Genomic DNA, 26675 nt, shown 5'->3' on the forward strand with positions numbered 1-26675 from the left:
ATCAGTTCGAGCACTGGCAATAGCGTGCACGATGACGGTGACCATCCTTATTGCAGAGGTTGTTGGTGGCATTGTCTCGGGATCACTGGCGCTACTCTCAGACGCCGCCCACATGCTGTCGGATGCCGCAGGCCTGATCCTTGCTCTTGTCGCAAGTTGGTACGGGCAGAAGCAAGCTTCGGGGAGGGCGACGTACGGAAACAAACGCTTCGAGGTGCTCGCGGCATTCATCAATGCCGTCGTTGTGCTTGCTATCAGTGTGTGGATCATTGTCCGCGCGATCATGCGTTTCATGGCTCCCGAACCTGAAGTGCATACCGGCGTCATGCTTGTTGTCGCTGTCGTCGGTTTACTCGCCAACGTCGTCTCCGCAATTATCCTTAACCGCTCTGCCAGCGACTCGATGAACGTCAAAGGGGCGCTACTGCACGTCTTGAGCGACCTTTTGGGTTCCGTCGCCGTCATCGTCGCGGGGCTCATAATCCAGTTCACAGGCTTTACTGCAGCGGACTCCATTGCGTCCCTCGTCATTGCAGTGATTATCGTTCCGCGCGCAACGAGCCTCGTGTTTAGCTCCGCAGGAGTCCTTGTCGAGCGTGCCCCGGAGACAGTATCTGTGAAAGCAGTCAGGCAACGCCTGTCAGCGCTTTCTGGCGTGGTCGCCGTTCATGATCTCCACGTCTGGTCGCTGGACGGGGAGTCTCTTCTCGCCACCTGCCATGTCGTTGCAGATGGGCCACACCACCCAGTATTGGACGCGGTCCACAGTGAACTAGTAAAAATGGGAATTGACCATTCGACCATCCAGATGGAGACCCCTGACCACGTAAAGTGCGAAGGCGAGCTGCATCCTTAGGCGAAAGAAGATAGATTTAAGGCCATGGGATTTTCAACACCGAGTTACGGTTTGCACGATCTTTTTGCGCGCATTGATCGAGGTGATCTCCAGCTCCCGGATTTCCAGCGAGGCTACAAATGGAACCTTGACGCTATCCGCGAGCTCATCGTTACAGTCCTCCGCGGTTACCCCGTCGGGGCGCTGATGGCGCTCGAGACCCGACATGTCCCCATCCGCTTCCGCCCGCGCCCGATTGACGGCGCTCCGGACATTAATGACAACCCCGGCCTGCTGTTGCTCGATGGCCAGCAGCGCCTCACATCGCTCTACCACACGCTGAAGGGCGACGGCTTTGTGAAGACGGTCGATTCCCGCTCCAAGCCCATCAAGCGACGCTTCTTCGTCGATCTCAACCGTGTGGCGGAGTCCGATATCCTTCCGGATGAGGCTGTCTTTTCCGTTGACCAGAAAGGAAAAGTGCGCAGTCACTTTGGCCCACAGATCGACTTCCCGCTGGACACTACAGAGGCTTTCCTCAAAGCCAACGTGGTGCCCGTTTCCAGCCTGTTGACGGACAAGGTGACCGATCTTCTCTTGGACATGGCATCCACCGGAAACATGCAGCGCCAAGAAGTCAAAGCCTTCAACAACAAAGTGGTCAAACCACTGGCTGGCTACCAGATTCCCGTTATCCGGCTCGACCGAGAGACGGCACAGGCGGGCGTGGGTTCTATCTTCGCACACGCAAATTCTGCAGGCCTGCAGATGGACGTATTCGAGCTCCTCACTGCCGTCTTCGCCGCAGAGGATCCGGAGTTCGACCTGAAGGCAGATTGGGAACGTACCAAGGGCATCTTGGAGGACCATCCTGTATTTAAAGACCTCGACCGCACGGACTTCCTCACCGCAGTCGCCCTGTATGTGACAGCAAAGAAGGGACACGCACGTGGCCACCGCGAGGACATCCTTCGGTTGACGTTGGATGACTACATTCCGGCCGCTGAATCCGTGCGCAAGGGGATTAAGTCTGCAGCCGAGTTCGTCACCGTCCGCGGCATGTTCACAGCTGAGCAGATTCCGTTCCCCAAACAACTCATTCCCATCACGGTCATTCTTTCGCTGCTCTCGGATACCCCGGAGGTGTTCGAGTCCCAGGATGCTGTCGACCGCATGAACCGCTGGTTCTGGTCGGGAGTGTTCGGCGAGCTGTACAGTTCCCACTCGCTGACCACCCGCATCGCCCACGACTGCTCCGAGGTGACTCGCTGGGTGCGTGCGGGAGCTGAGGACGACGAAACAGTTCCTGAGCCGGCGACGGTCGAGTCCGCCACGTTTAACGAGTCCAGGCTCTTCTCCGTCGGTCGTGATTCACCAGTGCACAAAGCGATCTACACGCTGCTCATGGCACGCGGTGCACGCGACTGGCGCACCGGTGAGCTGTTCAGGGAACAAACCTTCTTCGAGATGAAGACCGGCTTCCACACGATCTTCCCGGGCTCCTGGTGTGAGGACAACGGCGTTGATCGCGTGCTGGAAGAGTCCGTGCTCAACCTCACCCCTATGGCGCGACGCACGGAGGTTGTGCGTGCCGGAACATCACCAGCGCGTTACCTCGCCCGACTTATGGGCAAGTCGCTCATGGATCAGAACCAGTTCAACAAGGTCCTGGCTACGCATCTGCTCGACCCTGAGCTGCTGCAGGCCGGTGAGCCATTCAAGTTCTTCGCCGATCGGCGCGAGCGCTTTGTGAAGATGGTCGAGGAGGCCATGGGCAAGCCCGTCACTCACGACGTGGACGAAGCGGATCTCCGCGGAGGCTTCGAAGGCCCGGATGCTTTTGTTCAGTAGCCCCAGTCTCACCTTTGAGGTTTACTAATTCGCAAAAGGTCGGTGACATTCGTCGCCGACCTTTTTCGTACCTTCATAGCCCTTCAGGCTTGAAGGTTTTCAAGCGTCTACGCCTGTCGGTTCTCAATTTTTCTTGTCCGCGTTAGCAAGATACCCGTGGTTGCACGGTTCCGCGCTGCATGGTTGCTAATTTTCTGGTTTTTTGGCACCGTTGAATAGTTGTCTTTTTACTATTTGCCACCGGCGCATATGTCGGTGGTCTCGTTTGTGAAAGGTGCGGTCATTGTCCGTCCGTAAAAACCTTGCGCTCTGCGTTTCCACCATCCTCGTTGCAGGCCTGACCCTTGCTGGTTGCTCCTCGTGGGACGGTGATTCCGCTGTAGAAACGACAACCCAGGCTCAGCCAACGGGGTTATTCGCAGAGGCCAAGGCGCGGAACACGTCGAGGACAGTAGACGAGCGATTTCCAGCGACCCCTCACGTTGTTGCCGACGATTCCTACTCCGGAGTTAGTGCTTCCCAGACTTTCTTAGAAAAATCGGAGACAGCCATCGTTACAGGTCCGACGATGAATGAACAGCTGCGGGGTGCGTCCCTTTCCGTTGCTTCCTACGCGCCGATGTTCCGAATGACACCCGAGAGTCGGCAGTCGATTATCGACGAGCTCTCACGGCTTGGTGCACACACTATCCTTGCGGTAGGCGACGCAGACCTCACCGGTATCAGTCCAGAGACGACGGTGATCACCGATGACTTCACGGATCGCGGAGTCGAAGAGCTCATCGCTCTCAAGCTCAACCGCGTCCCAGTGGAAGCGCCGGAGGATGTCGCAAGCGCAGTTGCCGGGCTCGGCACGAACAACACTGTCCAGCTCGTACCCTCATTTGAACCCCTTGATCCGCATTTAGTGAAGACACCTGAGGACCCACACGCCAAGCGGACAGCGCTGCGTGCTTTTCCCATTCAGTCGCCCCGTGATGGTGGCATGGCTCCTGTCGTTTTGGCCTGGCCAGGGACCGCTGTGGCCTCCATCGCCAACGCGCGTGTTTACGGAGCAGAAGTACACGTTTTGCCCTACCCAGACCCGCGCGTGTCTAAGGAGTCAATGGAGCTCGTTGCAGGCCTCGCCGATAAGCCCCTCATCGCCCTCGGCAGCGCGTTCGGGACAGGGGAGTACCTTGCAGAGGAGATTCGCTTTGGTGAGAAGGAGCGGCCGACCCTGGCCACAGGCACTCCGTTGGTTTTGCCCGGGCAACGCATGGTTGCTCTCTACGGCCATCAGCTCACTCCCGTTCTCGGTGTTATGGGGGAGCAGCCGCCGGCGGAGTCCGTTGAACGTGTGAAGGAACTTGTTGCTCAGTACCAGCCATTTTCCTCGGAACCGGTCGTGCCCGCCTTCGAGATCATTGCTACTGTGGCTTCTGGTGGCCCAGGCCCGGATGGAAACTACTCCAACGAATCGGCTCCGGAGGATCTCGTGGGATACATTGATGCGATTACAGAGGCCGGCGGGTATGCCGTCATTGATCTGCAGCCGGGTCGGGCAACGTTTTTGGAGCAGGCAAAGCTTTACGAGGACCTTCTCAAACGTCCGAACGTTGGGCTTGCACTCGATGCTGAATGGCGAATCGGCCCCGATGAGCTGCCTATGCAACGCATCGGCTCCGCGACGGCCGCAGAGATCAACGAGGTATCTGAATGGTTGGCGCAGTTGGTGGAGCGAGAGAACCTTCCCCAGAAACTCTTCGTTTTGCACCAATTCCAGCTCGCCATGCTGCCCGATCGGGAGAACATAGATACTCGCCATCCCGAACTTGCTTTTGTGCTCCATGCAGATGGTCACGGTGTCCCGGAGCAGAAGTTTGATACGTGGAATATTTTGCGCCAGAATCTGGATTCACGGTATTTCATGGCGTGGAAGAATTTCATCGACGAAGACACGCCGACTTTCACTCCTGAACAGACGATGACGACGGTTGTACCACAGCCGTGGTTCGTGTCTTACCAGTAAGGAGCCTCTTTTAAAAAACGGTTCCCTTTATCCTCCAGGTGGGCTAGAATCTGTTCATTACAAAGTGAAAATATGCATTGCATTGCGAGTTATACGCCTTGTGGTGCCTGTAGTGAAGGAGAGACATGCCCAAGCGTAAACCTGTCGTACTCATCGCGGATAAGCTGTCCCAGTCCACGGTGGAGATATTGGGATCTGATGTTGAGGTTCGCTGGGTAGACGGCACGGATCGAGACGCTCTCCTCGAAGCCATTCCTGAGGCCGACGCTCTACTCGTGCGTTCGGCTACGAAGGTGGATAAGGAGGTTCTCGATGCTGCAGCGAACCTGCAGATCGTCGGACGTGCAGGAGTCGGCCTAGATAACGTCGATGTGGAGACGGCAACGGAGAAGGGGATTATGGTGGCTAACGCCCCCACGTCCAATATCCACTCCGCCTGTGAACATGCGCTGGCTCTGCTGCTCGCAACCGCGCGCCAAATCCCAGCCGCCGATAAGACTCTTCGCGATGGTGAGTGGAAGCGCTCGAAATTCAAGGGCGTGGAGATTTACGGCAAGGTGATCGGTATTGTCGGCTTTGGGCACATTGGTCAGCTGTTCGCCGAGCGTATTGCCGCCTTCGGCGTTGATGAGATCCTTGCCTACGACCCATATGCCAACCCTGCACGTGCTGCTCAACTTGGTGTGGAGCTGGTTCCCATTCGCGATCTGATGGAGCGGTCTGATTTTGTCACCATCCACCTTCCCAAGACTCCCGAAACGGAGCGCATGTTTGACCGGGACCTTTTAAGCTCCGCCAAGCAAGGCCAGATCATCATCAACGCCGCGCGTGGCGGGCTTGTCGACGAGCAGGCGCTCGCCGATGCGATCAACGAGGGGCGCATTCGCGGTGCAGGCTTTGACGTTTATGCTACGGAGCCGTGCACGGATTCGCCGTTGTTCTCGCTTCCCGAGACAGTGGTCACCCCCCACCTCGGAGCTTCGACATTTGAAGCACAAGACCGCGCTGGAAGCGACGTGGCGGACTCTGTTCTTATGGCACTCGCTGGCGATCTCGTACCTGATGCTGTGAACGTGCCCGGTGGGCGCCCGTCTCAAGAGGTATCCAGCTGGCTCAATCTTGCTCGCAAGCTGGGACTTATCGCTTCCGCAGTGCTGGAGAAGGCTCCGTCGACGGTGGAGATTGTCGCCCGTGGCGAGATCTCTCACGAGAACATCGAGCCTCTTGGTCTGTCTGCACTGCGAGGAATCTTCTCCAGAGTCGTTGACGAGGACGTCAGCTTTGTCAACGTGTCACGTATTGCTGAGGAGCGCAACGTCACCGTTTCTACATATACCGAGCCACAGGCACAGTCTTACCGCTCGACGCTGGAAGTGACCGTTATCGCTGCAGACGGATCCAAGTATTCGGCGAAGGGCGCGCTGTCCGGAATCGACAAGGAAGAACGCATCATCACTCTCGGCAGGCGTCCGCTCGATCTGCATGCAACGGGCAAGAACCTCATTCTCCGCTACCAGGATCACCCCGGTGCTATCGGCAAGGCGGGGTCACGCTTGGGGGCCGCTGGCATCAATATTCTCGCTGCGGCGATGTCGATCGACCGTGACTCCTCCGCAGCAACGCTGGTTCTGCGAGTCGACGGTGATGTAGCACAGGAGACTCTCGAGGATTGTGCACAGTCGCTCAAGGCGACGGCAGTGAAGATCGACCTCGGCAAATAGTGGGCAAATAGTGGGCAAATAGTATTTACCTCTCGCAGGGCACTGCGGGCCGGTAGCATGGTGTATATGACGCACAGATCAGTTATCGTCCGCAGTGCCCTTGCTGCTGTTCTTGCAGCTTCCTGTGTCGCGGGACCAGCTTCAGCTCAGTCAACACAGGGATATGACCCGGACACGCCGGTAGGGCAGGTCATGTACGCATCCTCCCAAATCATTTGGCCCCCACTTTTGGGTTTCATCAACTTCCTGCAAGCGGATAATGACAGGAACATGATGCTCAGTATCTATGCCGCGTCGCAGGGAGGCCTGGAGGTGCGGGGTTCTTTTAGAGAACTCGATCGTTGTGCGCAGGGACTGAATTCCTCTAACCCGGATACGATGGCACGGTTTTTTGGTGCGGGGGTCTGCCTCTTGGTTAACCCGTGGATTGTGGATCAATACCGGGAAGAGCAGAGGTACTTCGACACTGCGTACCGACTGTATTAGAAGTTTCTGGGCACACGCGGAGGGGGATCGTAGTGTGCTTTCCTGCGATTTTGTGTGGCATTGTTGCCGGGGGAGTAGGGACTGCTAGACTTCAACTAGTCACATAGTGAGAAATGGAGTTCATAATATGAGATTGGCAGTGATTGGTGGAGATGGTATCGGGCCAGAGGTTACCGCCGAAGCGCTTAAGGTTCTGAAGGCCGTCCGCGACGATGTTGAGGTCACCGACTTTGATCTCGGAGCGAAGCGCTACCTTGCTACCGGCGATCTGCTCACCGATGCGGATCTGGCTGCTCTTCGCGAGCACGATGCAATCCTGCTTGGTGCGGTTGGTGCGCCTGGCGAGGTTGCCCCCGGTGTGCTGGAGCGCGGACTGCTGTTAAAACTCCGTTTCGAGCTGGATCATTTCGTCAACCTGCGCCCGGCGAAGCTATATCCCACGTCCCCCAGCCCGCTGAAGGATCCCGGTGAGATCGATTTCGTTGTCGTCCGCGAGGGAACGGAGGGCCTGTACTGCGGCAACGGCGGCACGCTTCGCCACGGAACCCCGCAGGAGGTGGCCTCCGAGGTATCGCAGAATACGCGCTATGGCGTTGAACGCGTCGTGCGCGATGCCTTTGAACGGGCAATGAAGCGCCGTAAAAAGCTGACGCTTGTGCACAAAATGAACGTGCTTGTTAATGCTGGCGGTCTGTGGAAGCGCACTGTCGATGAGGTTGCCAAGGAGTACCCCGAGGTGGAAGTGGACTACAACCACATCGATGCCGCCACAATCTACATGGTGACCAACCCGGAGCGCTACGACGTCATCGTGACCGACAACCTCTTTGGCGATATCCTCACCGATTTGGCTGGTGCCATCACAGGTGGCATTGGTCTAGCAGCGTCGGGCAACATCGATGCGACTCGCACGAATCCGTCCATGTTCGAGCCCGTTCACGGATCCGCGCCGGACATTGCAGGAAAGGGGATCGCCGACCCGCGCGCTGCCATCCTTTCTGTGGCGATGCTCCTTGAGCATCTTGGCGATGACGAGAATGCTCAGCGCGTCCGTGATGCCGTTGCCCATGACGTGGAGACACGCCCGGCGGGCGAGGTCAAGACCGCAGAAATAGGGGATGCAGTCGCCGCAGCTCTCGCCTAGAGCCTGAACAACGTGCCCAGCTTCTTCTCGTTGGAAGACGCTGGGCTTTCTTGTTGTAGGTATAGTTTCCAATATGCGTTTTGCTCGAATTGCAACAAAAGAATCTATGAGCTTCTCCACCGTCGACGGTGAAGAGCAGAACCTGACGTTCCGTGCGATCGCCGGTCACCCCTTTGAGGAGCCGGAATACACAGGTAAGGAATTTCGCCCGGACGAGGTGAAGCTCCTCGCCCCGATGCTTTCCTCAAAGATCGTGCTTATCGAGGATAATCACGGTGATGGGGAGCCGAATTTCTTACTTAAGCCCCCGACTGCAGTTATCGGTCCGGGTGCCCCCATTAGGATTCCCGCAGCTGCCATGGGTGCGGCTTTTGAAGGCCAGTTGGCACTCGTCATCGGGAAGCCGTGCAAGGGCGTCGCTGCCGCAGACTGGCGCTCGGTAGTCTTTGGCGCCACGATTCTCAATGATGTCTCGGCTGTCGGCCTCGATACCCCCGGCGAACAGGCTGTTCGTGCGCGCGCATTCGACACCTTCTGCCCGGTCGGCCCGTGGATTGATACGGATCTCGAGTCACTCAACGTGGAGGACACCGTGGTCATCGGCCATGTGACCCGCGGTGAGGAAAAGACCACCTATGAAGAGGCGTCGACAAGCTCAATCGTGTGGAGCTTCGGTGAGATGATCGAATACGTCTCCCACACCATGACCCTTCTGCCGGGTGACATTATCGCCACCGGGCTGCCGGTGAAGCAGCACCAGCTCGCAGCAGGAGACACTGTCACTATTGAGGTAGAAGGCCTGGGGCAGCTGCGAAACCGAGTGCTCTAGAAAATCCTCAGGTTTGATAAAACCTGGTGATCGCAGGTAAGTGCTGGTGAATCGCGGACTGCTTGGTGATCTGCGGTACACCCTGGTGGGGCCGGGTAAACTCCCAGCTCCTCCGCTGGCAAAGACCCGCTAATGCGCTGGTGCTGGAGTGCCGCGCTGCGGTGCTCGCGCATCCTAGCGCCTGCGATCCGGGGAACTCTGGGTGAGTGGTAGAGCGTGGGGCAGAAAAATTACAACCCCAGCGAGCGCAGGATCGTTCCCAACTTGGCAGTTGTCTCCTCGAGTTCTTGCTGCGGATCGGACTGGGCAACGATACCGCCACCGGCCCATGCCCGGCCACGGGTACCGTCCTCTGACACCTCGGCGCAGCGGATAGCAACCATGAACTCGCCGTTTCCTTTCGCATCGGCCCAGCCGACAGTGCCCGCGTAAAAGTGGCGATCGGATTCCACATCGAGGATCATCTGGCGCGCGGCTTCCTCCGGGGTGCCACAGATCGCGGGTGTGGGGTGGACAGCGCGGGCAAGATCGAGTGCCGTGAGCGTTGGGTCGCTGAGTTTACCGCGTATGGGGGTAGCCAGGTGCCACACTTCGTTCGTGCTGGTCAGTTCCGGAGTGTCCGGGATAGTGAGAGACGAGGTGAGAGGTTCCAGCGACGCGCGGATGTCATCCACCACAAAGCGATGCTCCGCGAGATCTTTTGCCGATGCCAGCAGTCGGTTCGCTGCAGCCTGGTCCTCAACCGGATCTGCACAGCGCGGTGCGGTACCCGCCAGGGGGTAGCACGTGACTTCTGCGCCCTGCTTGCGTACGAGCACCTCAGGTGAACACCCAACAAGCCAGGATCCGCCAAGGTCAACGATGAAACCGTCATGGGATGACGAAGTGGCAATGAGCCGTGCGGCGACAAGGCGTGGGTCAACCGGCTCGTCAAAGGCGATATCGACTGCGCGCGCCAGGACCACCTTGTCCAGGTTGCCACGTTTTAGTGCCTCCACAGCTGCGGTAACGCGAGCTAGATGCTCTTCAGGAGATGGGTCGAACCCGGCGATGTGCGCCTTGAGCGTAGATCCCTCGCCGGTGAGGTAGTACGGGTGGGGATGCAGCGATGTCTCCTCCCAGATCACGGACTTGGGAACTGTCAGTGCAGCAGGGGCGGAGGGATCGAAGGGGAGCGCCCCTACTATGAGCCCTGCCGTAGGTAGCGCGGCGATCGCCTCGTCAACGGACGTGTAAAAGGCTGCTCGTCCCTGGGTGCGGACGGAGCCGTGGACACGTGACAAGAGGAAGTCCGGGGCTGAGTGTGGTCTGGAAGGTCTGCTTGGTCGCATGATGAGAAATTGTAGCGGGTAGACTTTTAGACCATGTCTGATGTACGCGTTCGATTTTGTCCGTCCCCAACCGGCACGCCGCACGTTGGTATGGTGCGAACAGCACTTTTCAACTGGGGCTATGCCCGCCACACCGGTGGCAAACTGATTTTCCGCATCGAGGATACCGATGCTGCCCGCGATTCCGAGGAGAGCTACCAGGCGATTATCGAGTCACTGCAGTGGCTCGGCCTCGACTGGGATGAGGGGGTAGTAAAGGGTGGTCCTCATGAGCCCTACCGCCAGAGCCAGCGAGGTGACATCTACCTCGACGTGCTGGAGAAGCTGAAGGAAACCGGATACGTCTACCCTGCTTACTCCACCAACGAAGAGGTTCAGGCTCGCCACAAGGCTGCCGGCCGTGACCCGCACCTGGGCTACGACAACTACGATCGCGATCTCACCGACGAACAGAAGGCTGCCTTCGAGGCAGAGGGGCGCAAGCCTGTGTGGCGCTTCAAGATGCCCGAGCGTACCTGGACATGGAATGACATGGTGCGCGGAGAGATCTCCTTTGCCCCGGAGACGCAGCCCGACTACGTTGTCGCTCGTTCAGACGGATCCCCGCTGTACACACTGGTGAACCCCATCGATGACGCGATCATGGGGATCACCCACGTGCTCCGCGGCGAGGATATTCTTCCTTCCACGCCGCGCCAGCTCGCGCTGTACGAGGCGCTGAAAGAACTCGGGATTGCGAAGCAGACCCCGGAGTTCGGCCACCTCCCATTCGTCATGGGTGAAGGCAACAAGAAGCTGTCTAAGCGCGATCCGCAGTCGAACCTCTTCAACCATCGCGATGCGGGCATCATCCCTGAGGGGATGCTCAACTACCTGGCACTGCTCGGCTGGTCGCTGAAGGGGGACCAGGACATCTTTAGTGTCGATGAGTTCGTTAAGGCCTTCGACGTCCATGACGTTTTGGGGAACCCGGCCCGCTTTGACCAAAAGAAACTCGAAGCGATCAACGCCGACCACATTCGTATGCTTGATCCGAAGGACTTTGAGGAGCGCCTCAAGACCTTCCTGGCAGAGCACTACGATTTCCATCTGCCCGATGAAGACTTCGCCTTCGCCGCGACGCTGGTACAGACGCGCATCAAGACGCTTTCTGAGGCCTACGGTCTGCTCAAGTTCCTTGTGATCGACGAGGACGAGTTCACCCTCGATGAGAAGGCAGCCCGCAAGAACCTCAAGAACGATGCGGTGCAGGCTCTCGCTGAATCTCTTGCTGTCCTTGAGCCCCTGGAGGAGTGGACGACGGAGAACATCGAGAAGGCGCTGTCGACGAGGCTTATCGACGAGCTGGAGCTCAAGCCACGTAAGGCTTACGGTGCCATCCGCGTAGCGACATCTGGTGAGGCTGTTTCTCCGCCTCTGTTCGAGTCTCTGGAGCTCCTTGGAAAGGAGCGCACGCTGGGGCGCATCAAGAAAGCTCAGACGGTCACTCCCTGGCAGGCTGAGGCGCAGCAGTAGGCAGAGAAGCCTTCGCGCATAAGCGTGTAAAAGCGTTCTTCACAACTGGCAGGCTCCTCGCACCTCAGGTGGATAGTTTCACCTGAGGCGCGAGGAGTTTTGCTAAATTCCGACGATGTCATTTTCGGCCGAATATCACACCCTAATACGAGCATTTACCTGGCGATTTGCTAGTAAACGGCGTTATGGTTATAGTTATCTGCGTTGCCGACGAGGAAGTCGGAAACAAATGGCCTATGGTGTAATTGGCAACACAGCGGTTTCTGGTACCGCCATTCTAGGTTCGAGTCCTGGTAGGCCAGCTCTTCATTTTCGGATGAAGTAAAAATAAATATGCCCCGTTCGTCTAGCGGCCTAGGACACCGCCCTCTCACGGCGGCGGCACGGGTTCAAATCCCGTACGGGGTACAGAGTTAAGGCAGTCAGTTTGTCACTGGCTGCCTTAGTTGTTTATTGGCGCGACGTGCATGGTATGACTGCCGGTGTGGGCTAGTGTGTGGCGCCGACCGGTGAAGAGCGTGACCCACTATTGAATTCCTTGCTGGTAGAGAGAACGCCAACTGGAACGGAAACGGCACTACGGTCTTCGCACGTTTTATTGTCAGGTATTTCTTTCGATTATTTCAGTCGGTCGCGATCAGCGAAGTTACTGTACTCGAAAGCGTGCTTTGGTCTCTCAGTAATTGTGAACAGCTTCAAGGAACCCCCGCAGTGATCGTTTCCTAGGGCGCGGGAGTAAGGATCATTACCGACCATCACGACTCCACCACGAGCCGATTGTTCCTTATACCGGGGTGAGGGGCGTGGGAGGGGGTTCGAGAGGGTTGGAGGGGGTACCCTCCCGGATTCTTCGCCGTGCGTTCAATGGTAGACGGTTTTACACTCTCAGTAACACATGGGAATGAGCACATCGGCGATGGAGAATCAGCCATTGTCGTGTACTCCCACCGTTGGATTACCCAATCGCATCGTCTCACATTGACCTTTTCGAGTAAGGAAAAAGAATGGTTGCTCTACATGGAACGTTCATTGGCGGAACACCCTTTTTGCCTGAGGGATATACATGGCCCAAAGGAAGATCTGGCCGGCCGCTGACCTTTGTTATCCAGGTTAATCTTGCTGATATTCCGACACTTGATGGCTACCCCTCACACGGGTTGCTGCAGCTCCTTACGGGAAATGATCTGTTTTTCGGCTCCGAAATTGAAGACACCTGCGATCTCGACAATCTTCGGAAGGATGCCGACGGCTGGGAACTGCGTTTCATCCCACGTATTCCCGGCACGGACTCTGCGGACCTTCCGCCTACTTCTCAGGATGCCATTCCTGCACCGAGTACCTTCGAGAGGTATCTGCCTTTCGTAAAAGAGGCAGATTATGTGTTTGAAAATCCGGTTGAACTCAACGGACGGCTGGCATCTTATCGTGGCAGCGAGCACTTCTTCGAGAAGGAAGAAGATGAACGCATGCGATTCCTTGATGAAGATGAGATGGAGTATGAGACCTGCTTTGTGGACTCAACTCCGGAGGTTGTGCAGTCGAGCGACAAGCTGTGTGTGGAGCTTGTTGACATTCTCGGTGAGGAAGAGGAGAGGGTATCCAATATCATCTTTGGCCCAGCCGGTACTTTTGCTAACGATCTCTTCTTTCCAGAGGGGTACACTCACCTTCTCAACCTGTCCACTGATAACTTTGACACGCTCATCTGGGGCGATTGCGGCACAGCGCACGTGTACGTCAGGGATGAGATTCTTGCTTATATGCGGCAGGAGAACGCTGAGCCACTCATTTTAGGCCCTCTTTCCTCTTTCGATGAGGCCCCCGGAAATCGTTTCGTGACAGAAAAAGAGCTACCTGTAATTTTTACGGTGGACTGTTTCTAAGAAATCCGCCCGAGACTGCACCATTGGGCTCTGACCTCATGCGTCTTTGAGACTGTCCACGTGCTCTACGAGCCGATGCCCCACTTAGATGCGTGGTTTTCCTCGCATCTGAGTGGGGCATTGTTTGTCGGAGGGTGTACGAGGCTTGTCGCAGGGTGTACGAGAGAGGGGGGAATTGGTTCTTGCGCTAGGAAGGGTTAGCCTCGGATTTGGCTCGGGTGGCGGTGATGGAGGGACCGGGCACTAGAGCAAAAAAATCGTGGCACGAAGATCGTGCCACGATTGAGGTATTCCTAGAAGTTACTTCTTGGAGATAGCGTCCTTGCCCTCGGCAACCTTGTCAGCAGCGTCTGCCTTGGAGGAGCCCTCAGCACCCTCGAAGGCGGAGCTGAGCTTGTCGAAGTTGGAGGAGAGGTTCTCGAAGTCGATGTCGCCGGAAGCGATGCCCTTGAGAGCCTTGATGATGGACTTTACAATGTTGAGAGTGGTGCTGAGATCCATGGATCTGGTCCTTCCTTTTCTTATGGGAATTTAAGGTTTCGCGCTACGTCTTTGTGGCGCGGTTTCTGATAGTAGCAGACAGCGTGTGGAGTTTGTCCAGCGCAACGCCCCATTCTTCTTTAAAGATATCACCTTAGCGCACATAAAGCCTTACTCTTAGTAAAAGTTAAGTTTTAGGGGGAAAGTTTTGTATTTTGGTATTCTCCCAGCTAATCGCGGAGCGGAAGGTGGATTTTGGGTGCCGGTCGGTTGTTTTTCTTATGTTCTACAAAGTTTCCCTACGGCAGGGGTGTGTACCCTAAACCGGGGGTAATTAACGCAATCGGGCTGCTATTCGCAGGTGGATTTTGAAGGGTGTTGCTGAATGAGCGTGCCTATCCGCCTCTCGCCCCGCGTTCTACGAGCGGACAGTAAAGGTGCTGCAAAGCCAAGTATTAACAGAGAGTTAACTGTTTAGGTCTGCGTAGGTAACTAACCGTTAACGTAATACGTTTAGGTTCACATTCATGGCTACGCTAATACCTGCGGTGAGCGAAAGGCCTGAGGTATCCGAAACATTCGCGCATAAGAAGCAACGTCCGCAATACAGCACCAAACAGATGCTGTTGGCGGCAGCGCTGGTGCTTCCGAACCTCATACTTCTGGTCATCTTCACCTACCGCCCTCTCATCGACAACATCAGGATCTCGTTCTATAACTGGAACATTTCCTCCCCGCGAATGAAGTTTGTGGGCTTGGATAACTACATTGAGTGGTTCACTGCCCCGGAGACAAAAACGGTTGTTTTCAACACCGTCGTGTTTACATTCTTCGCAGTGGCGGGTTCCATGATGATTGGACTTGCACTGGCGCTTTTGCTGGACCAAAAACTGTTCGGTCGGAGCGCGGTGCGATCCATGGTGTTTGCACCTTATGTCATTGCCGGCGCCGCCATCGGCGTTGCTTTCCAGTTTGTGTTTGACCCCAATTACGGACTCATCCAGTACTTCCTCGGTTGGTTCGGGATCGAATCACCAAACTTCTATCAAGAGTCCAAGTGGGCGCTGTTCATGATCACAACCACGTACGTGTGGAAGAACGTGGGCTACGTATTCGTCATTTACTTGGCTGCACTGCAGGGGCGCCGTAAGGATCTCGATGAGGCAGCGGAGATTGATGGAACTCCGCCGATGCGTCGCTTCTTCCGAGTTGTCATGCCTCAGTTGCGCGGGACGACATTTTTCCTGTCGATCACTGTGCTACTGAACTCCTTCCAAGTTTTTGACATCATCAACGCGATGACAAAGGGTGGGCCGTTCGGCTATGGCACCTCAACCATGGTCTTCCAGGTGTACCAGGAGACCTTCGTGAATAGCCGTGCCGGTTACGGTGCTGCCGTCGCCACGATCATGTTCCTTGTCGTTCTCGTTATCACCGCTATCCAGGTGTACTACCAAGAAAAGGGGGATAAGTAAATGTCGAGCGCAATTAGTGTAGGCACAGGAGATGGCACCACCAGGCGCACGAAGCGCCGTCTGACCAGTGGACGTAAGCGCCAGCTCCCACTGCCGGAAGGCCCGAAGAAGAACCTGCCGCCAGTTCCAGGATCGCGGGGAGAGGGCGAGCCCGTCATCACCGACGCGCAGCTGAAGCGTGTTGCGCGAAGCGGGGGAATGGAGCATACGTCCACGATTGCCAGGGTGTTCGGGTACATGGCGCTGGCTGCCACTGTCCTTGTCATCCTCGTGCCGCTGTACTTCATTGTTGTTACCTCGTTTAAGACATTCCAGGATGTCTACTCGGATCCAATTACTTTCTGGCCAAATCCTTTTGCTCCAGAGAACTATTCCTATGTGATGGAAACCTCAGGCTTCAACCTTTATCTGAGAAACTCTGTCATCATCACGGCGATACTCACCGTAGTGGAAGTCGGGCTGGGTGTGATGAGCGCCTATGCGTTTGCGTTCCTCAAGTTCCCCGGTCGCAACCTGCTTTTCATGCTCGTCATTGCGACGCTCATGGTGCCGAACCAGATCACGATCATTTCAAACTATGCGCTGGTCGCCTCCCTCGGTTGGCGTAACACATTCGCCGGTGTGATCATCCCGCTTGCCGGCGTTGCTTTTGGCACGTTCCTCATGCGTAACCATTTCATGAGTCTGCCGAAGGAAATCATGGAAGCTGCCGAAATGGATGGTGCTGGATTTTTTACCACGCTTTTCAAGGTTGTCCTGCCGATGAGCTGGCCGACGTTGTCGGCGTTTGTCCTCATTACGGTTGTCGGTGAATGGAACCAGTACTTGTGGCCATTCCTTATCACCGACACCGCGGCGACTGCTCCACTTCCTGTTGGCCTTACACGCCTGCAGGATGCCGAGGGCCTCACCAACTGGGGACCAGTTATGGCGGGCACTGTGCTCACCACCGTCCCCATGCTCGTTGCCTTCCTATTGTTGCAGAAGAAGATGATCAAGGGCTTGACCGCAGGCGCGGTCAAGGGCTAGATCACAGAGCCTTGTTCCGGAAAACAATCCTGTATCGCAGAACAGAGACTCTGCCGGACAACAAAGACCGTCCCCATCAACAAGACAACCCCTGGAAACACATCCCTTTTCCTGCCGGCGCGTGTCGCACCGTCAGCTAACACACCTCATTCAAGGAGAATCACAATGAACCCGCTCAACATTGAAATCAGCCGTCGTAAGGCTCTCGGACTCGGCGTCATGGGCGCAACCGCCCTCGGACTGGCATCCTGCGCTGGTGGTAGCACCAGTGCCGCCGGTGGTGGCGGACAAGAAGGAAACGGCACGCTGCAGTTCTGGTCCAACCACCCCGCTAGCTCCAAGGATATGGAGCAGGAGATGATTGATGCCTTCATGGCGGAAAACCCGGATATTCCCGTCGAGCTTGTGAGCGCAGGCGCCAACTACGAGGAGCTCGCTCAGAAGTTCAACGCAGCTCTTGCCGGCGGAGACCTGCCGGACGTCATTGTCGCTAGCGACGTGACCTGGTTTAACCTCGCCTTCAACGAGGCCACCACTCCGCTGGATGACCTGTGGAAGGAAGTAGGAACCGACCAGGATAGCTACGTTGACACCCTCCGCGAGGACTATGCCTACGATGGCAAGCACTACGGCGTTCCATACTGCCGCTCCACCTGCCTCATGTACTTCAACACGGACATTCTGGCTAAGGCGGGCCTTCCCACCGATCGTGGACCGAAGACGTGGCAGGAGTTCGCAGAGTGGGCACCCAAGCTTGTAGAAGCCAACGGCGGCAAGCCGGCGGTTGTCGTGCCCGATGGTTCGAACTACCTTGACTGGTACTTCCAGGGCATGATCTGGACCTTTGGTGGTGCCTACTCCAAGGAGTGGGAGCCCACGTTTACGGATCCGAAGTCCATCGAGGCGGGAGAGTTCCTCAAGGAAATGGTGGGGAAGAGGTACATCGACGTTCAAACCGATCCCACTGTGCAGTTCGGCGCAGGTAACGCCGCAGGTTTGTTGGAGTCCACAGGCTCGCTGCAAGGCCTGAACAAGACGGCCACCATTCCGTTCATCACCACCTACCTCCCGGGGCCGACCCCGGGCTGCCCGACTGGCGGTGCCGGCCTCGCCGTGGCCAACGGTATTTCCGATGAGCGCAAGCGCAACGCCGTAAAGTTCATCGACTTCATGACAAACGTAGAAAACACGGTGAAGTTCTCCCAGGCCACAGGCTACATGCCCGTACGCAAGGAAGCTATTGAGCATCCAGACGAGAAGGCGTACCTGAAGGACAACCCCAACGCCCAAACAGCGATCAAGCAGCTCGCTGAGAACACCGCTCCGCAGGATTACGCCCGCGTTTTCGTGCCCGGTGGCGGAGCCCGCATCGGCGGTGCGCTCGATCGCATCACCGTGGGACAGGAAGATGTCACCGCTGTGTTTGAGGATCTTCAGAAGGAAACCCAGAAGACCATCGACCAGCAGATCACGCCGTTCCTCTAAGCCCAGGTACGACAAAGGGAACGTGAAAGGAAGATAGTAGACAATGGCAACTGTAGAGTTTCGCCAGGCCTCCCGGATCTACGACCCGGCGCGCCCGCCTGCAGTGAGCAGGATCAACCTCACCATCGACGATGGGGAATTCCTTGTACTTGTCGGACCATCTGGCTGCGGCAAGTCCACCACCCTGCGAATGCTTGCTGGCCTCGAGCCCGTCGATGAAGGGCAGATCTTCATCGATGGACAGGATGTCAGTGAGTCCCGAGCTCGCGAACGCGACGTGGCAATGGTGTTCCAATCCTATGCGTTGTACCCCAATATGACGGCACGCCAGAATATCTCGTTCGCTCTGGAGAATCAGAAGGTTCCGAAGGAAGAGATCGACAAGCGCGTCGATTTCGCTGCGAAGATGCTCCAGCTGGAGGATCTGCTGGATAAGAAGCCGGCGGCGATGTCTGGTGGCCAGCGCCAGCGTATCGCCATGGGTCGCGCAATTGTGCGGGAGCCAAAGGTGTTCCTCATGGATGAGCCACTCAGTAACCTTGACGCCAAGCTTCGTGTGTCCACACGTGCCCAGATCGCTGCCTTGCAGCGTGAGCTGGGAGTTACGACTGTGTACGTGACCCACGACCAAACCGAGGCTATGACCATGGGGGACCGTGTGTGCGTGCTGAAGGACGGCATCCTGCAGCAGGTCGATGTGCCCCAGGTGCTGTACAACAACCCCGGTAATACGTTCGTGGCGCAGTTCATCGGGTCCCCGTCGATGACGCTGCTCGATGGTATCGCCGTGGAAGAGGGGCGTGCGGTTGTCGGCGAGGGACACCGTATGGATCTCAACTTGGCGCGGGAAAACGCGCTAAAGCTCAGTGGTAATACCGTGATCGCTGGAGTGCGACCGGAAAACTGGGAGATTGTCTCCGTCAACGAGGAGCCCGAGGAGTTTTGTCTACCACTCGACGTCGCTATCGTCGAACACCTCGGTGCGGAAATTTATACTTACTGTCACGCACACATGACAAAGAATTCTCCGGTTCGTGTCCGTGGCGAGATGGTCACCGTACGTGCCGGTAAGCACGATGTCCTTGAAAAGGGCGACCAGATCTGGGTGCGCCCAGTGCCCGATGGTTGCGTGTTCTTCGATCCGGAGACGGAGATTAACCTCTCCTACCTCCCCAATCGTGAGACCGCGCCACTGGCTCATTAGGTAGCTAAGCCGAACAGATTCGTTGACCCCGCATGTTCTCGCATGCGGGGTCTACGTTATGTGTGGACGGCCGCGTTTACTTCCCTGGGCGGCGGTGGGCCCGTAGGGTTAGTGTTATGCAAGATGATCTGATTCAAGCGGTGCGCTACGGTTTTGTTTCTGCGGCAACGCCGTTTTTTCTCAGCTCATCCCCACTCTCTCTTGTCTTTAACCAGGGCGCGACCATGCTGGAGGCCCTGCGCGCCGAAATTGCGATCGCTGGGTCTTTTCACTTTTCCGTGGCCTTTATCAACACCAGCGGCATTGGCGCGTTGAAACAGTCCTTGGTGGACTCCGGGCGCCGGGCTCTCCGCCAGGGCACGCGCAATACGATCATCACCTCCACCTATTTGGATTTCAACGATCCGGAGGCCTTGCGTGAGTTGATGGCCCTGCCGGGTGTGGATGTGTATGTTCACACGGATCTCGATCGGGGTTTTCATGCCAAGGGGTACGTCTTCGAGCATGAGGGTGGCGTGGCTACTGCCATCGTGGGAAGCAGTAACCTCACCAACAATGCGTTGGCGAGCAACGAGGAGTGGAACTTCAAGTTTTATACAACCGGCGACGGTGACGTGGTCGAACTGCTGAGGCGGGCCGTCGACAAGCAACGATCTCAGTGCATCCCGCTCACTGAGGCCTGGATTGCAGACTATGAGAAGCGCCGGCGCAAGCGTGTGATCACCGTCGATGGCGATCAACCGCGGGTGGGGGAGAAGCTCGTTCCCAACCCGATGCAAGCGGTGGCGCTGGAGCAGATCGAGGACGTCCGCGAGGCGGGGGAAACGCCGGCGGTGGTCATCTCGGCCACCGGCACCGGCAAGACAATTCTTGCAGCCTTCGCTGTTTGCCATGCAGACCCCACGCGCGTGCTCTTCATCGCTCACCGTGAACAAATCCTTACCTAGGCGCGGAGCGAGTTCGAGCGGGTGCTGGGGGCAAAGAAGTACGGCTTTGCCGTGGGGGCCGGGCAGACTGGTCGGCCGATTACCTGTTCGCATCCGTGCAGACGCTGTCCAAGAACCTGCACATGGTGCCACGGAAGAGGTTTGACCACATCGTCATTGACGAGGTTCACAAAGCCGGCGCCGACAGCTACCGGGCGATTATTGATTACTTCACGCCTGGGTTCTTGCTCGGGCTCACGGCTACGCCGGAGCGAACCGACGGGTTCAACATCTATGACCTCTTTGATTACAACGTCTCCTATGAAATCCGCTTGGGTGAGGCGCTTAAGCAAAAGATGCTGGTTCCGTTGCACTACTACGGCATCGCCGATACTGGGCGGGTCGAGGATGTGGTGGACACGCTGCACACGTACGGCAGAGTAGACGATGTCCACGGGTTAATTTTTACCTCCAGCGTGGAGGAATTCCACGCACTCGCCGAAGAACCCACCCGGCGGGGGATCCGCGCAGTTGCGCTCGCCGGCGCGGATGCACCCGCGCGCCGGGAAGCAGTCGTTGGGCAGCTCGAACAAGGTGAGATCGACTACATCATCACCGTGGACATTTTCAATGAAGGTATCGACATCCCCTGTGTCAACCAAATCGTGCTCATGCGTGAGACGCAGTCCGCCATCGTCTTTACCCAGCAGCTCGGCCGCGGGTTACGCAAAGCGCCGGGGAAGGATCACCTACGCGTCATCGATTTCATCGGCAACTACAAGAACAACTACATGATCCCCATCGCCCTCACCGGTGACCAGTCTCGCAGCAAGGAAGCGTTGCGCAAGAAGGTGATCACCGGGGATGGGGTTCCCACCAATTCGACGGTGAGCTTCGACCGGATTGCTACCAAGCGTGTACGTGACGCAATCTCGACCAGCAAGATTGACGGTATGCGGGAGATCCGATCCGCTTTCACGGACCTCTCGCACCGCTTTGGACGGATTCCCCGGCTCATGGATTTTCTCCGCTTCGAAACGATGGAACCCGATGTTGTCGTTCGGAAGAAAAACTACTGGTCATTGTTGTGCCAGTTCCGGGCGGTGGAGCACGCGCCCACAGACGAGGAGGCACGTTTCCTCACCTTCATGTCGCAGGAGCTTCTCGACGCCATCCGACCCCAGGAACTGCACATCTTACGCTCCCTTACCCGCGGCGCCGGGGACGGCGTTGACCCGTGGAACTCATCCCGGATCCTGTCATTCGCCGTAACGTCTATCGGGTACTTACCCTGCAGTTTTATTCCGCCAAACAGTTCGGTGCACGTTTCGGCACAGTGCCGCTGATCCGCGAGGCTGGTGGTCGATGGTACCTCTCCGATTCTTTCTCCAGCCTCTACAACTCTTACTCTCCGGATGCCGATCCCGCGCAGTCCTTCCGCGCCCACGTCGACGATGTCCTCGACACTGGCCTTGCCCTGTCGCGCCTACGTGGCACCGACACGGGTGAGCTCGTAATCGGACGCCAGTACAGCCGCCGACAAGTGTGTCGCATGCTCGGCTGGGACACGAACCAAGAAGGCGTGATCAACGGCTACAAGGTAGACACCGCAACGTCGACATGCCCTATTTTCGTCACCTACGACGGGGACATGTACAACGATCACTTCAAGGACAACGACGTCCTGCATTGGTACACGCGTCTGGATCGCACACTCGTTTCCCCAGAAATTAAACGCGTCCTCCAGTCTGAGGTTGCCCACCACCTGTTTGTTAAAAAGAGTGACCAGGAAGGCAAGAGGTTCTACTATTTAGGATGCGTTGATCCTCACGGTGCAGCCAATAGCAGCCACGGCGGCAAGCCCGTCGTCACCATGGATCTTGTCCTCCGTTCGCCGGTGGAGGAGCACCTCTACCGCCACCTCTCTAAATCTGAAAAGCCCCCGACTCCCCATGACCGTGTATGCCATCGATTTTGGAATCTCCGGTGCCAAGCGCTCCGACGGACGTACCGTAACGTACCCCACGCGCTATCCCCGCCCCTGGCCAGGTGGAGCAACAACCATCCGATTGGTTCCGCGCGTTCAACGAGCTTTTCGACCCTACAGCAGAGGCCATCGTCTTAACGGACCAGATGCACGACCTCATTTACCTGGATCGCGACGATGATGTCGCCGTCTTATATTCGGATACACGGTCCTCAGTACCAGACATCGCTGAGTGGGAGATCATTACCGGCAACCAGCAGGGGCCGACCTCGAACGTCGCGATGATGCATACACTCGGTGTTGAGCGAGTGGTGTTTTCTCCATCCGGCTATATCGCACACCGCCTTGGGCTTGGTCACTATGTAGATCCAACCACAGCATCGACCACCGGCTTTATGGACCTCGCCACGCGCGCGTGGTCTCCCGCCATCTGCGAGGCAATCGGTGTTGATCCGGCCGTGCACCTGCCCACGATCGGGCAGGGGCACATCGGCACCGATCAGGGGGTCGATATCATCCTCGCGCCGGGGGATGCTGGTACAACTGCACTTGGGATCGGGGAGGAGCACATTTACATGGGCACGACCGGGTGGCATGCGAGCATCGATATGGTAGTGGCGACCCGTCGGCGGGAGAAACACACCCTTGCCTTGGAGAATGACAAGTATCGCAGCATTGCTGCGGTCCAGGCGGCGGGGTCTGCCCGGGAGGAAGCTCTGCGGCTTTTCCCCATCGACGGGGCGCTGCCGTCTGGGCCCTCCGGTGTCGTCGCCCTGCCGACCTTTTTCCGTGAGCGTTTCCCCCGCCGTGTAGAGACCCCTGGAGCAGCATTCATCGGCGTGACGCCGCAGACTACCCAGGCACACCTGCACAAGGCCATCTTGGAAGGGGGGTGCCTGGCGCTGAGCTTTGATATTGAGCCCAATGGTGCCCCGCTCGCTACCGTTGGCGGATGCACGCGGTCACCGGAATGGATGCAGATCCTCGCCGATGTTACGGGCTGGGTCATCGAGGTGCTTCCCGATTTCGACGCTGGAACAGTGGGGGCGCTGCGGTTCGCCGGTGTGGATATCCCCACGCCACCGCCCACTGCGGTTTACAAACCGCAGGAATCATACGAGCAGGAAAAAGACCAGTTCGCCACTGTACGCGCAGTGCTCTAGAACTAACAGCTCTTAAACTAACAGTGCGCGTTCCAGCCAGGCGCTGAGCACACTGAACCTACTGCAGACTCCATTCGGCTCCTCTCGGCTAAACGATAGAACTGCTAGCTGGCTCGAGAAGGCAAGGAAAGCTCGCGTAACTGGTACGTTTTCTGTTGCTGCCTCTCGGTTTTCCGAGCCATTGCGGTCATATAGTGGACATCTCTCAGCGACACTGGTGCGAGCCCTGTGGCCTCTAGACTGAGGTTGACAAAGTTATGGTCGATGAGGGTCTCGCGGTGAGTATGGCCGTGCACGTTGACAAGGTACCCATTCATTTTCGGGGCGAAACGGACGAGGTGCGGTTTGGTATAGCGGTTTTCCGCCTCGTTGCACGGTAAGTGGCTGAGCAGAACGTGGCCCACCTGTGGTACGTAGGTTTCCAACTGCAGAGTGATGTAGTCGAATACGGCGTTGAAGGGGGCACTCCATCGGAGGTTTTGGTCTAGCCCACACATGGGGTGAACCATGTCATGGTTTCCAGGAAGGAGAATGAGACTAGAAAGCTCCAATTCATGTTTCAACTGGTCAATAACCTCGAGGGCGTAGTCTTCGCGCCGCACAGTGATATCTCCCATGACTATGAGGTTTGCGCCGTGGGGGGTAACCCTCCTGATAGCGCCGATAATGTATTCGTCGTGCGCGTCTGTTGTAGAAAATCCTCGCTTTCGGCTCACCAGAGGGTGCCCGAGGTGTAGGTCGCTGACGAAGAATGTTCGATCCAGATCCTTAAATACGGAGTTGTTTTTCCTACCGTCCATTGTTTTTCACGTCTCCTTGACAGGTAGTGGAATGATTGTGGCATGGCATGTAGAGCCAGAAGATGCCAGGTTCGAGATGATTGTTACGTTATATGTCTGTTGCGACCCGACCCGTTTTGAAACGGCTTATTCTAAAAAGTTTGCTTGCCTTTGGAGGCTCTACTCTGCGTGAATGAGAATGGGGTTGCACAAGAGACAAGCCTTATGGAGTGGCACTCGGTGATCGCGACGCGCGTTAGAAGCGTGCGTCGAACCATGATCCCGCATCGATCTCCTCCCTTCCCCGAGTACCCGTCGTTTTCACCTAGGCGGGTGCAGTTTTTCGGTGTTCTGCACACATGTGTCAAGTTCTGCCTGCGTCAGCCTCTGCGTATTCTACTGCGGATTTTCGTGCAGGGTGTCACAACGGTGACGACGCGTACTTTATGCCACGCGACCGTCTCCCCGCTACCCGAACGTTGCACCCGCACTAATTTGAGTTGTTGATTTCGGTGACTATCCCCCCGCTCCCGATAGCAGACCAGCTTGTGTGAGACGTAGAGGCTCCTGCACGCCTTTGCTCATGGGCGTGGGGCCAGCCACCTTACAGTTAGTGTCCGGGCGGCCCCCCTTCTCGCTGCTGGCAGAAAAGCGCGGTTACCACTGGCTGGCAGTCGCCAACCAGCAGACACAGAAAAATGAGTAGTTAGCCTACCTTCTCGGCAATGAACCGTTTGACGGCTTCCGCATCATTTGGCATGTCAGTGACGTGGCGCTCACCAGATTCGATGTCACGGAAACGCTCGGGGACGGTGGGACTCTCGCCGATAGCCTCGTAGATAGTCTCGGCGAACTTCACAGGTAGAGCGGTCTCTAGGCAGATGACGGGGCCTGTGACCGTGCCGGCGGAAAGTAGAGTTTCCGCCACGTGAATGCCGTCTGCGGTGTGTGGGTCCACGAGCTGGTCGTACTCGGAATGCAGGCGGGCGATGGTAGCCAGCCTGTCTGCGTGGGTAGAAGACCCCGAGGCGAACCCGAACTCGTCAGAGACGCGCGCCATCTCGTCGTCGGAAAGCGTAAACGAGGGGGAGGTAGAACCGAACAGCTCCGCCGTGCGCTGAGCACCGACAAGATCGTGAATGAACCGCTCAAAGTTGCTGGCCTTGGAAATATCCATCGAGGGGGAGCTCGTGGCGAGCGTCTCCGCCGCCGAACGGGGCCTGTAGGTGCCCGTGCGGAAGAACTCGTCCAGGACATCGTTCTCGTTGGTGGCTACGATCAGCGACGTAATCGGAACACCCATTTGGCGGGCAATGTGGCCGGCGCAGATGTCGCCGAAGTTGCCGGTAGGAACGGAGAAGGCAATCGGAGCGCCGGCCTGCAGGTAGAGCCAGACATAGTACACCACCTGTGCCAGCAGCCGCGCCCAGTTAATCGAGTTGACCGCGCCGATGTGGTACGTCTCCTTAAACTCCTTATCGGCAGAGACGGCCTTGACAATGTCCTGGCAGTCATCAAAAACACCGTCGACGGCGATGTTGAAAATATTCGGGTCGTCGAGGCTAAACATCTGCGCCTGCTGGAACGGTGTCATACGGCCCTTCGGGGTGAGCATGAACACCCGGATTCCGTCGCGTCCGCGCATGGCGTATTCCGCAGAGGAGCCGGTGTCGCCACTTGTGGCACCGAGGATATTCATCTCCTTGCCGGAGTCCTCAAACAGCACACCGAGGAGCTGCATCGCCATGTCCTTAAAAGCTGCCGTCGGCCCCTGAGACAGATGGCCGATGAACAGGTTGTCGGTGACCCGCGTCAGCGGGACGATCTCCTCGGAATCGAAGGCCGTTGTCGTGTAGGCCCGGTGCGCGAGGTGGCCCTTGCCAGGTGCGTACAGTTCGATAATGGCCTCGGCCACCTCAGGGTAGGTCTTCCCCTTGAGCGCGTCTAAGTCCTCCTTGCTCAGCTGCGGGTAGCTTTCGGGTAGGTACAGGCCGCCGTCGGGGGCTAGCCCCCGGATGAGTACGTCATCGAAGCTGGCAGGGGACTGGTGGTTGTAATCGCGGGTGGAGAAGTACTTCATGGGTAGGAATCGTACCGTACCGCCCGGTCTGTAGGTGGTTTTTGCTTGTCGACGCCTCGTCTCACCGTATCTTCTCCCTCACTCCCGACCGCTCGTAACCGCCCGAAAAGCTATATGACGTGCGCATTTGGTAATTCGGTGACGGTTACGTAGACTCGTGGGCACGCTCAACGGAGTATAACCGTCAGAGTAAAAAGTGAAAACGCATACGTTGCGTATGCCCCGTTCGTCTAGCGGCCTAGGACACCGCCCTCTCACGGCGGCGGCACGGGTTCAAATCCCGTACGGGGTACAAGGAAAGGCACTCAGTGGAGACACTGAGTGCCTTTTTTAATGCGGTGGTAGACACGCCAACAGGTGGCATGGAGAGGGCGGGTTAAATGCCAGGTTCTCACACATACTGCAGGTGGACAACGTTAGAACGAATGTGGGTTAAGCGCCAAAACGTGTGTCTTTTCGGC

Annotated in this window: 21 protein-coding genes and 3 tRNA genes; 20 read left to right on the top strand and 4 right to left on the bottom strand. The window is 57.1% G+C overall.

The window, feature by feature from the left end:
• Nucleotides 1–31: 31 nt before the first annotated feature.
• From HMPREF3044_RS01655 to HMPREF3044_RS01685, 7 genes are all read left to right on the top strand, one after another.
• Nucleotides 32–856, top strand: coding sequence for a cation diffusion facilitator family transporter (locus tag HMPREF3044_RS01655; protein ID WP_070739013.1), 825 nt, complete (start codon nt 32–34; stop codon nt 854–856).
• 24 nt (nt 857–880) lie between these two features.
• A complete protein-coding gene (locus tag HMPREF3044_RS01660) occupies nt 881–2686 on the top strand; it encodes a GmrSD restriction endonuclease domain-containing protein (protein WP_070739014.1) in 1806 nt (601 codons plus the stop codon).
• A gap of 568 nt (nt 2687–3254) precedes the next feature.
• Nucleotides 3255–4697, top strand: coding sequence for a hypothetical protein (locus tag HMPREF3044_RS01665; protein ID WP_070739028.1), 1443 nt, complete (start codon nt 3255–3257; stop codon nt 4695–4697).
• Nucleotides 4698–4822: 125 nt separating this feature from the next.
• Nucleotides 4823–6418 carry a phosphoglycerate dehydrogenase gene (gene serA, locus HMPREF3044_RS01670; protein ID WP_070739015.1) on the top strand — a complete coding sequence of 532 codons (1596 nt, stop codon included), beginning with the start codon at nt 4823–4825 and terminating at the stop codon, nt 6416–6418.
• Between the two features lie 66 nt (nt 6419–6484).
• Nucleotides 6485–6904 (top strand): hypothetical protein, encoded by a 420-nt coding sequence (locus HMPREF3044_RS01675; protein ID WP_231286173.1) that lies wholly within the window; start codon nt 6485–6487, stop codon nt 6902–6904.
• A gap of 127 nt (nt 6905–7031) precedes the next feature.
• Nucleotides 7032–8048: a 3-isopropylmalate dehydrogenase gene (locus HMPREF3044_RS01680; RefSeq protein ID WP_070739016.1), complete on the top strand. Its 1017-nt coding sequence runs from the start codon at nt 7032–7034 to the stop codon at nt 8046–8048.
• Nucleotides 8049–8121: 73 nt separating this feature from the next.
• A complete protein-coding gene (locus tag HMPREF3044_RS01685) occupies nt 8122–8877 on the top strand; it encodes a fumarylacetoacetate hydrolase family protein (RefSeq protein ID WP_083318097.1) in 756 nt (251 codons plus the stop codon).
• 230 nt (nt 8878–9107) lie between these two features.
• Here HMPREF3044_RS01685 and HMPREF3044_RS01690 read toward each other — a convergent pair whose 3' ends face one another.
• Nucleotides 9108–10208 carry an isochorismate synthase gene (locus HMPREF3044_RS01690; protein ID WP_070739018.1) on the bottom strand — a complete coding sequence of 367 codons (1101 nt, stop codon included), beginning with the start codon at nt 10206–10208 and terminating at the stop codon, nt 9108–9110.
• A gap of 33 nt (nt 10209–10241) precedes the next feature.
• Between HMPREF3044_RS01690 and gltX the strand changes: the two genes are divergently transcribed.
• The 4 genes from gltX to HMPREF3044_RS01710 all read left to right on the top strand — a co-directional run bounded on the left by gltX (nt 10242) and on the right by HMPREF3044_RS01710 (nt 13606).
• Complete coding sequence (gene gltX, locus HMPREF3044_RS01695; protein WP_083318098.1) at nt 10242–11723, top strand: glutamate--tRNA ligase; 1482 nt, start codon at nt 10242–10244, stop codon at nt 11721–11723.
• Nucleotides 11724–11953: 230 nt separating this feature from the next.
• Nucleotides 11954–12025: transfer RNA gene (locus tag HMPREF3044_RS01700), tRNA-Gln, on the top strand.
• A 33-nt stretch (nt 12026–12058) separates the two neighbouring features.
• A tRNA-Glu gene (locus HMPREF3044_RS01705) sits at nt 12059–12131 on the top strand.
• Between the two features lie 596 nt (nt 12132–12727).
• Entirely contained in the window at nt 12728–13606 is an 879-nt protein-coding gene (locus tag HMPREF3044_RS01710) for a DUF1963 domain-containing protein (protein ID WP_070739020.1), read from the top strand.
• A 300-nt stretch (nt 13607–13906) separates the two neighbouring features.
• On the opposite strand, the gene HMPREF3044_RS01715 is transcribed toward HMPREF3044_RS01710, so the two are convergent.
• Nucleotides 13907–14107 carry a hypothetical protein gene (locus tag HMPREF3044_RS01715; protein ID WP_070739021.1) on the bottom strand — a complete coding sequence of 67 codons (201 nt, stop codon included), beginning with the start codon at nt 14105–14107 and terminating at the stop codon, nt 13907–13909.
• Nucleotides 14108–14613: 506 nt separating this feature from the next.
• Between HMPREF3044_RS01715 and HMPREF3044_RS01720 the strand changes: the two genes are divergently transcribed.
• The 8 genes from HMPREF3044_RS01720 to HMPREF3044_RS01755 all read left to right on the top strand — a co-directional run bounded on the left by HMPREF3044_RS01720 (nt 14614) and on the right by HMPREF3044_RS01755 (nt 23355).
• On the top strand, nt 14614–15561 hold the full coding sequence (locus HMPREF3044_RS01720; RefSeq protein WP_005392278.1) for a carbohydrate ABC transporter permease: 948 nt from the start codon (nt 14614–14616) through the stop codon (nt 15559–15561).
• Nucleotides 15562–16590, top strand: coding sequence for a carbohydrate ABC transporter permease (locus tag HMPREF3044_RS01725; RefSeq protein WP_005396128.1), 1029 nt, complete (start codon nt 15562–15564; stop codon nt 16588–16590).
• 165 nt (nt 16591–16755) lie between these two features.
• Nucleotides 16756–18075: an ABC transporter substrate-binding protein gene (locus HMPREF3044_RS01730; RefSeq protein ID WP_070739022.1), complete on the top strand. Its 1320-nt coding sequence runs from the start codon at nt 16756–16758 to the stop codon at nt 18073–18075.
• 43 nt (nt 18076–18118) lie between these two features.
• Complete coding sequence (locus HMPREF3044_RS01735) at nt 18119–19279, top strand: ABC transporter ATP-binding protein (RefSeq protein WP_005396129.1); 1161 nt, start codon at nt 18119–18121, stop codon at nt 19277–19279.
• Between the two features lie 116 nt (nt 19280–19395).
• Nucleotides 19396–20226 (top strand): DEAD/DEAH box helicase family protein, encoded by an 831-nt coding sequence (locus HMPREF3044_RS01740; protein WP_070739023.1) that lies wholly within the window; start codon nt 19396–19398, stop codon nt 20224–20226.
• A 95-nt stretch (nt 20227–20321) separates the two neighbouring features.
• On the top strand, nt 20322–21551 hold the full coding sequence (locus tag HMPREF3044_RS01745; RefSeq protein ID WP_083318100.1) for a DEAD/DEAH box helicase: 1230 nt from the start codon (nt 20322–20324) through the stop codon (nt 21549–21551).
• Nucleotides 21443–22330: a DUF3427 domain-containing protein gene (locus tag HMPREF3044_RS01750; RefSeq protein ID WP_083318101.1), complete on the top strand. Its 888-nt coding sequence runs from the start codon at nt 21443–21445 to the stop codon at nt 22328–22330. The genes HMPREF3044_RS01745 and HMPREF3044_RS01750 overlap by 109 nt, the downstream gene beginning before the upstream one ends.
• Entirely contained in the window at nt 22255–23355 is a 1101-nt protein-coding gene (locus HMPREF3044_RS01755; protein WP_246820829.1) for an FGGY-family carbohydrate kinase, read from the top strand. Before HMPREF3044_RS01750 ends, HMPREF3044_RS01755 begins: the two co-directional genes overlap by 76 nt.
• A gap of 104 nt (nt 23356–23459) precedes the next feature.
• Here HMPREF3044_RS01755 and HMPREF3044_RS01760 read toward each other — a convergent pair whose 3' ends face one another.
• The gene (locus HMPREF3044_RS01760) at nt 23460–24155 is read right to left on the bottom strand and encodes a metallophosphoesterase (RefSeq protein ID WP_005392294.1); all 696 of its coding nucleotides are present in this window, start codon (nt 24153–24155) and stop codon (nt 23460–23462) included.
• Between the two features lie 685 nt (nt 24156–24840).
• Nucleotides 24841–26214 carry a threonine synthase gene (gene thrC, locus HMPREF3044_RS01765; RefSeq protein ID WP_070739027.1) on the bottom strand — a complete coding sequence of 458 codons (1374 nt, stop codon included), beginning with the start codon at nt 26212–26214 and terminating at the stop codon, nt 24841–24843.
• Nucleotides 26215–26433: 219 nt separating this feature from the next.
• On the opposite strand from thrC, the gene HMPREF3044_RS01770 reads away from it, so the two are divergent.
• A tRNA-Glu gene (locus tag HMPREF3044_RS01770) sits at nt 26434–26506 on the top strand.
• The last annotated feature ends 169 nt before the right edge of the window (nt 26507–26675 follow it).

Source organism: Corynebacterium sp. HMSC073D01 (assembly GCF_001815555.1).
Classification (GTDB): Bacteria; Actinomycetota; Actinomycetes; order Mycobacteriales; family Mycobacteriaceae; genus Corynebacterium; species Corynebacterium glucuronolyticum.

Bases quoted from the DNA above. Each gene is read 5' to 3' on its own strand.
- HMPREF3044_RS01760 (WP_005392294.1), bottom strand. From the start codon at position 24,155: ATGGACGGTAGGAAAAACAACTCCGTATTTAAGGATCTGGATCGAACA.
- HMPREF3044_RS01690 (WP_070739018.1), bottom strand. From the start codon at position 10,208: ATGCGACCAAGCAGACCTTCCAGACCACACTCAGCCCCGGACTTCCTC.
- HMPREF3044_RS01660 (WP_070739014.1), top strand. From the start codon at position 881: ATGGGATTTTCAACACCGAGTTACGGTTTGCACGATCTTTTTGCGCGC.
- HMPREF3044_RS01680 (WP_070739016.1), top strand. From the start codon at position 7,032: ATGAGATTGGCAGTGATTGGTGGAGATGGTATCGGGCCAGAGGTTACC.
- HMPREF3044_RS01715 (WP_070739021.1), bottom strand. From the start codon at position 14,107: ATGGATCTCAGCACCACTCTCAACATTGTAAAGTCCATCATCAAGGCT.
- serA (WP_070739015.1), top strand. From the start codon at position 4,823: ATGCCCAAGCGTAAACCTGTCGTACTCATCGCGGATAAGCTGTCCCAG.
- HMPREF3044_RS01725 (WP_005396128.1), top strand. From the start codon at position 15,562: ATGTCGAGCGCAATTAGTGTAGGCACAGGAGATGGCACCACCAGGCGC.
- HMPREF3044_RS01710 (WP_070739020.1), top strand. From the start codon at position 12,728: ATGGTTGCTCTACATGGAACGTTCATTGGCGGAACACCCTTTTTGCCT.
- HMPREF3044_RS01720 (WP_005392278.1), top strand. From the start codon at position 14,614: ATGGCTACGCTAATACCTGCGGTGAGCGAAAGGCCTGAGGTATCCGAA.
- HMPREF3044_RS01730 (WP_070739022.1), top strand. From the start codon at position 16,756: ATGAACCCGCTCAACATTGAAATCAGCCGTCGTAAGGCTCTCGGACTC.
- HMPREF3044_RS01675 (WP_231286173.1), top strand. From the start codon at position 6,485: ATGACGCACAGATCAGTTATCGTCCGCAGTGCCCTTGCTGCTGTTCTT.
- thrC (WP_070739027.1), bottom strand. From the start codon at position 26,214: ATGAAGTACTTCTCCACCCGCGATTACAACCACCAGTCCCCTGCCAGC.
- HMPREF3044_RS01740 (WP_070739023.1), top strand. From the start codon at position 19,396: ATGCAAGATGATCTGATTCAAGCGGTGCGCTACGGTTTTGTTTCTGCG.
- gltX (WP_083318098.1), top strand. From the start codon at position 10,242: ATGTCTGATGTACGCGTTCGATTTTGTCCGTCCCCAACCGGCACGCCG.
- HMPREF3044_RS01665 (WP_070739028.1), top strand. From the start codon at position 3,255: ATGAATGAACAGCTGCGGGGTGCGTCCCTTTCCGTTGCTTCCTACGCG.
- HMPREF3044_RS01735 (WP_005396129.1), top strand. From the start codon at position 18,119: ATGGCAACTGTAGAGTTTCGCCAGGCCTCCCGGATCTACGACCCGGCG.
- HMPREF3044_RS01655 (WP_070739013.1), top strand. From the start codon at position 32: ATGACGGTGACCATCCTTATTGCAGAGGTTGTTGGTGGCATTGTCTCG.
- HMPREF3044_RS01685 (WP_083318097.1), top strand. From the start codon at position 8,122: ATGCGTTTTGCTCGAATTGCAACAAAAGAATCTATGAGCTTCTCCACC.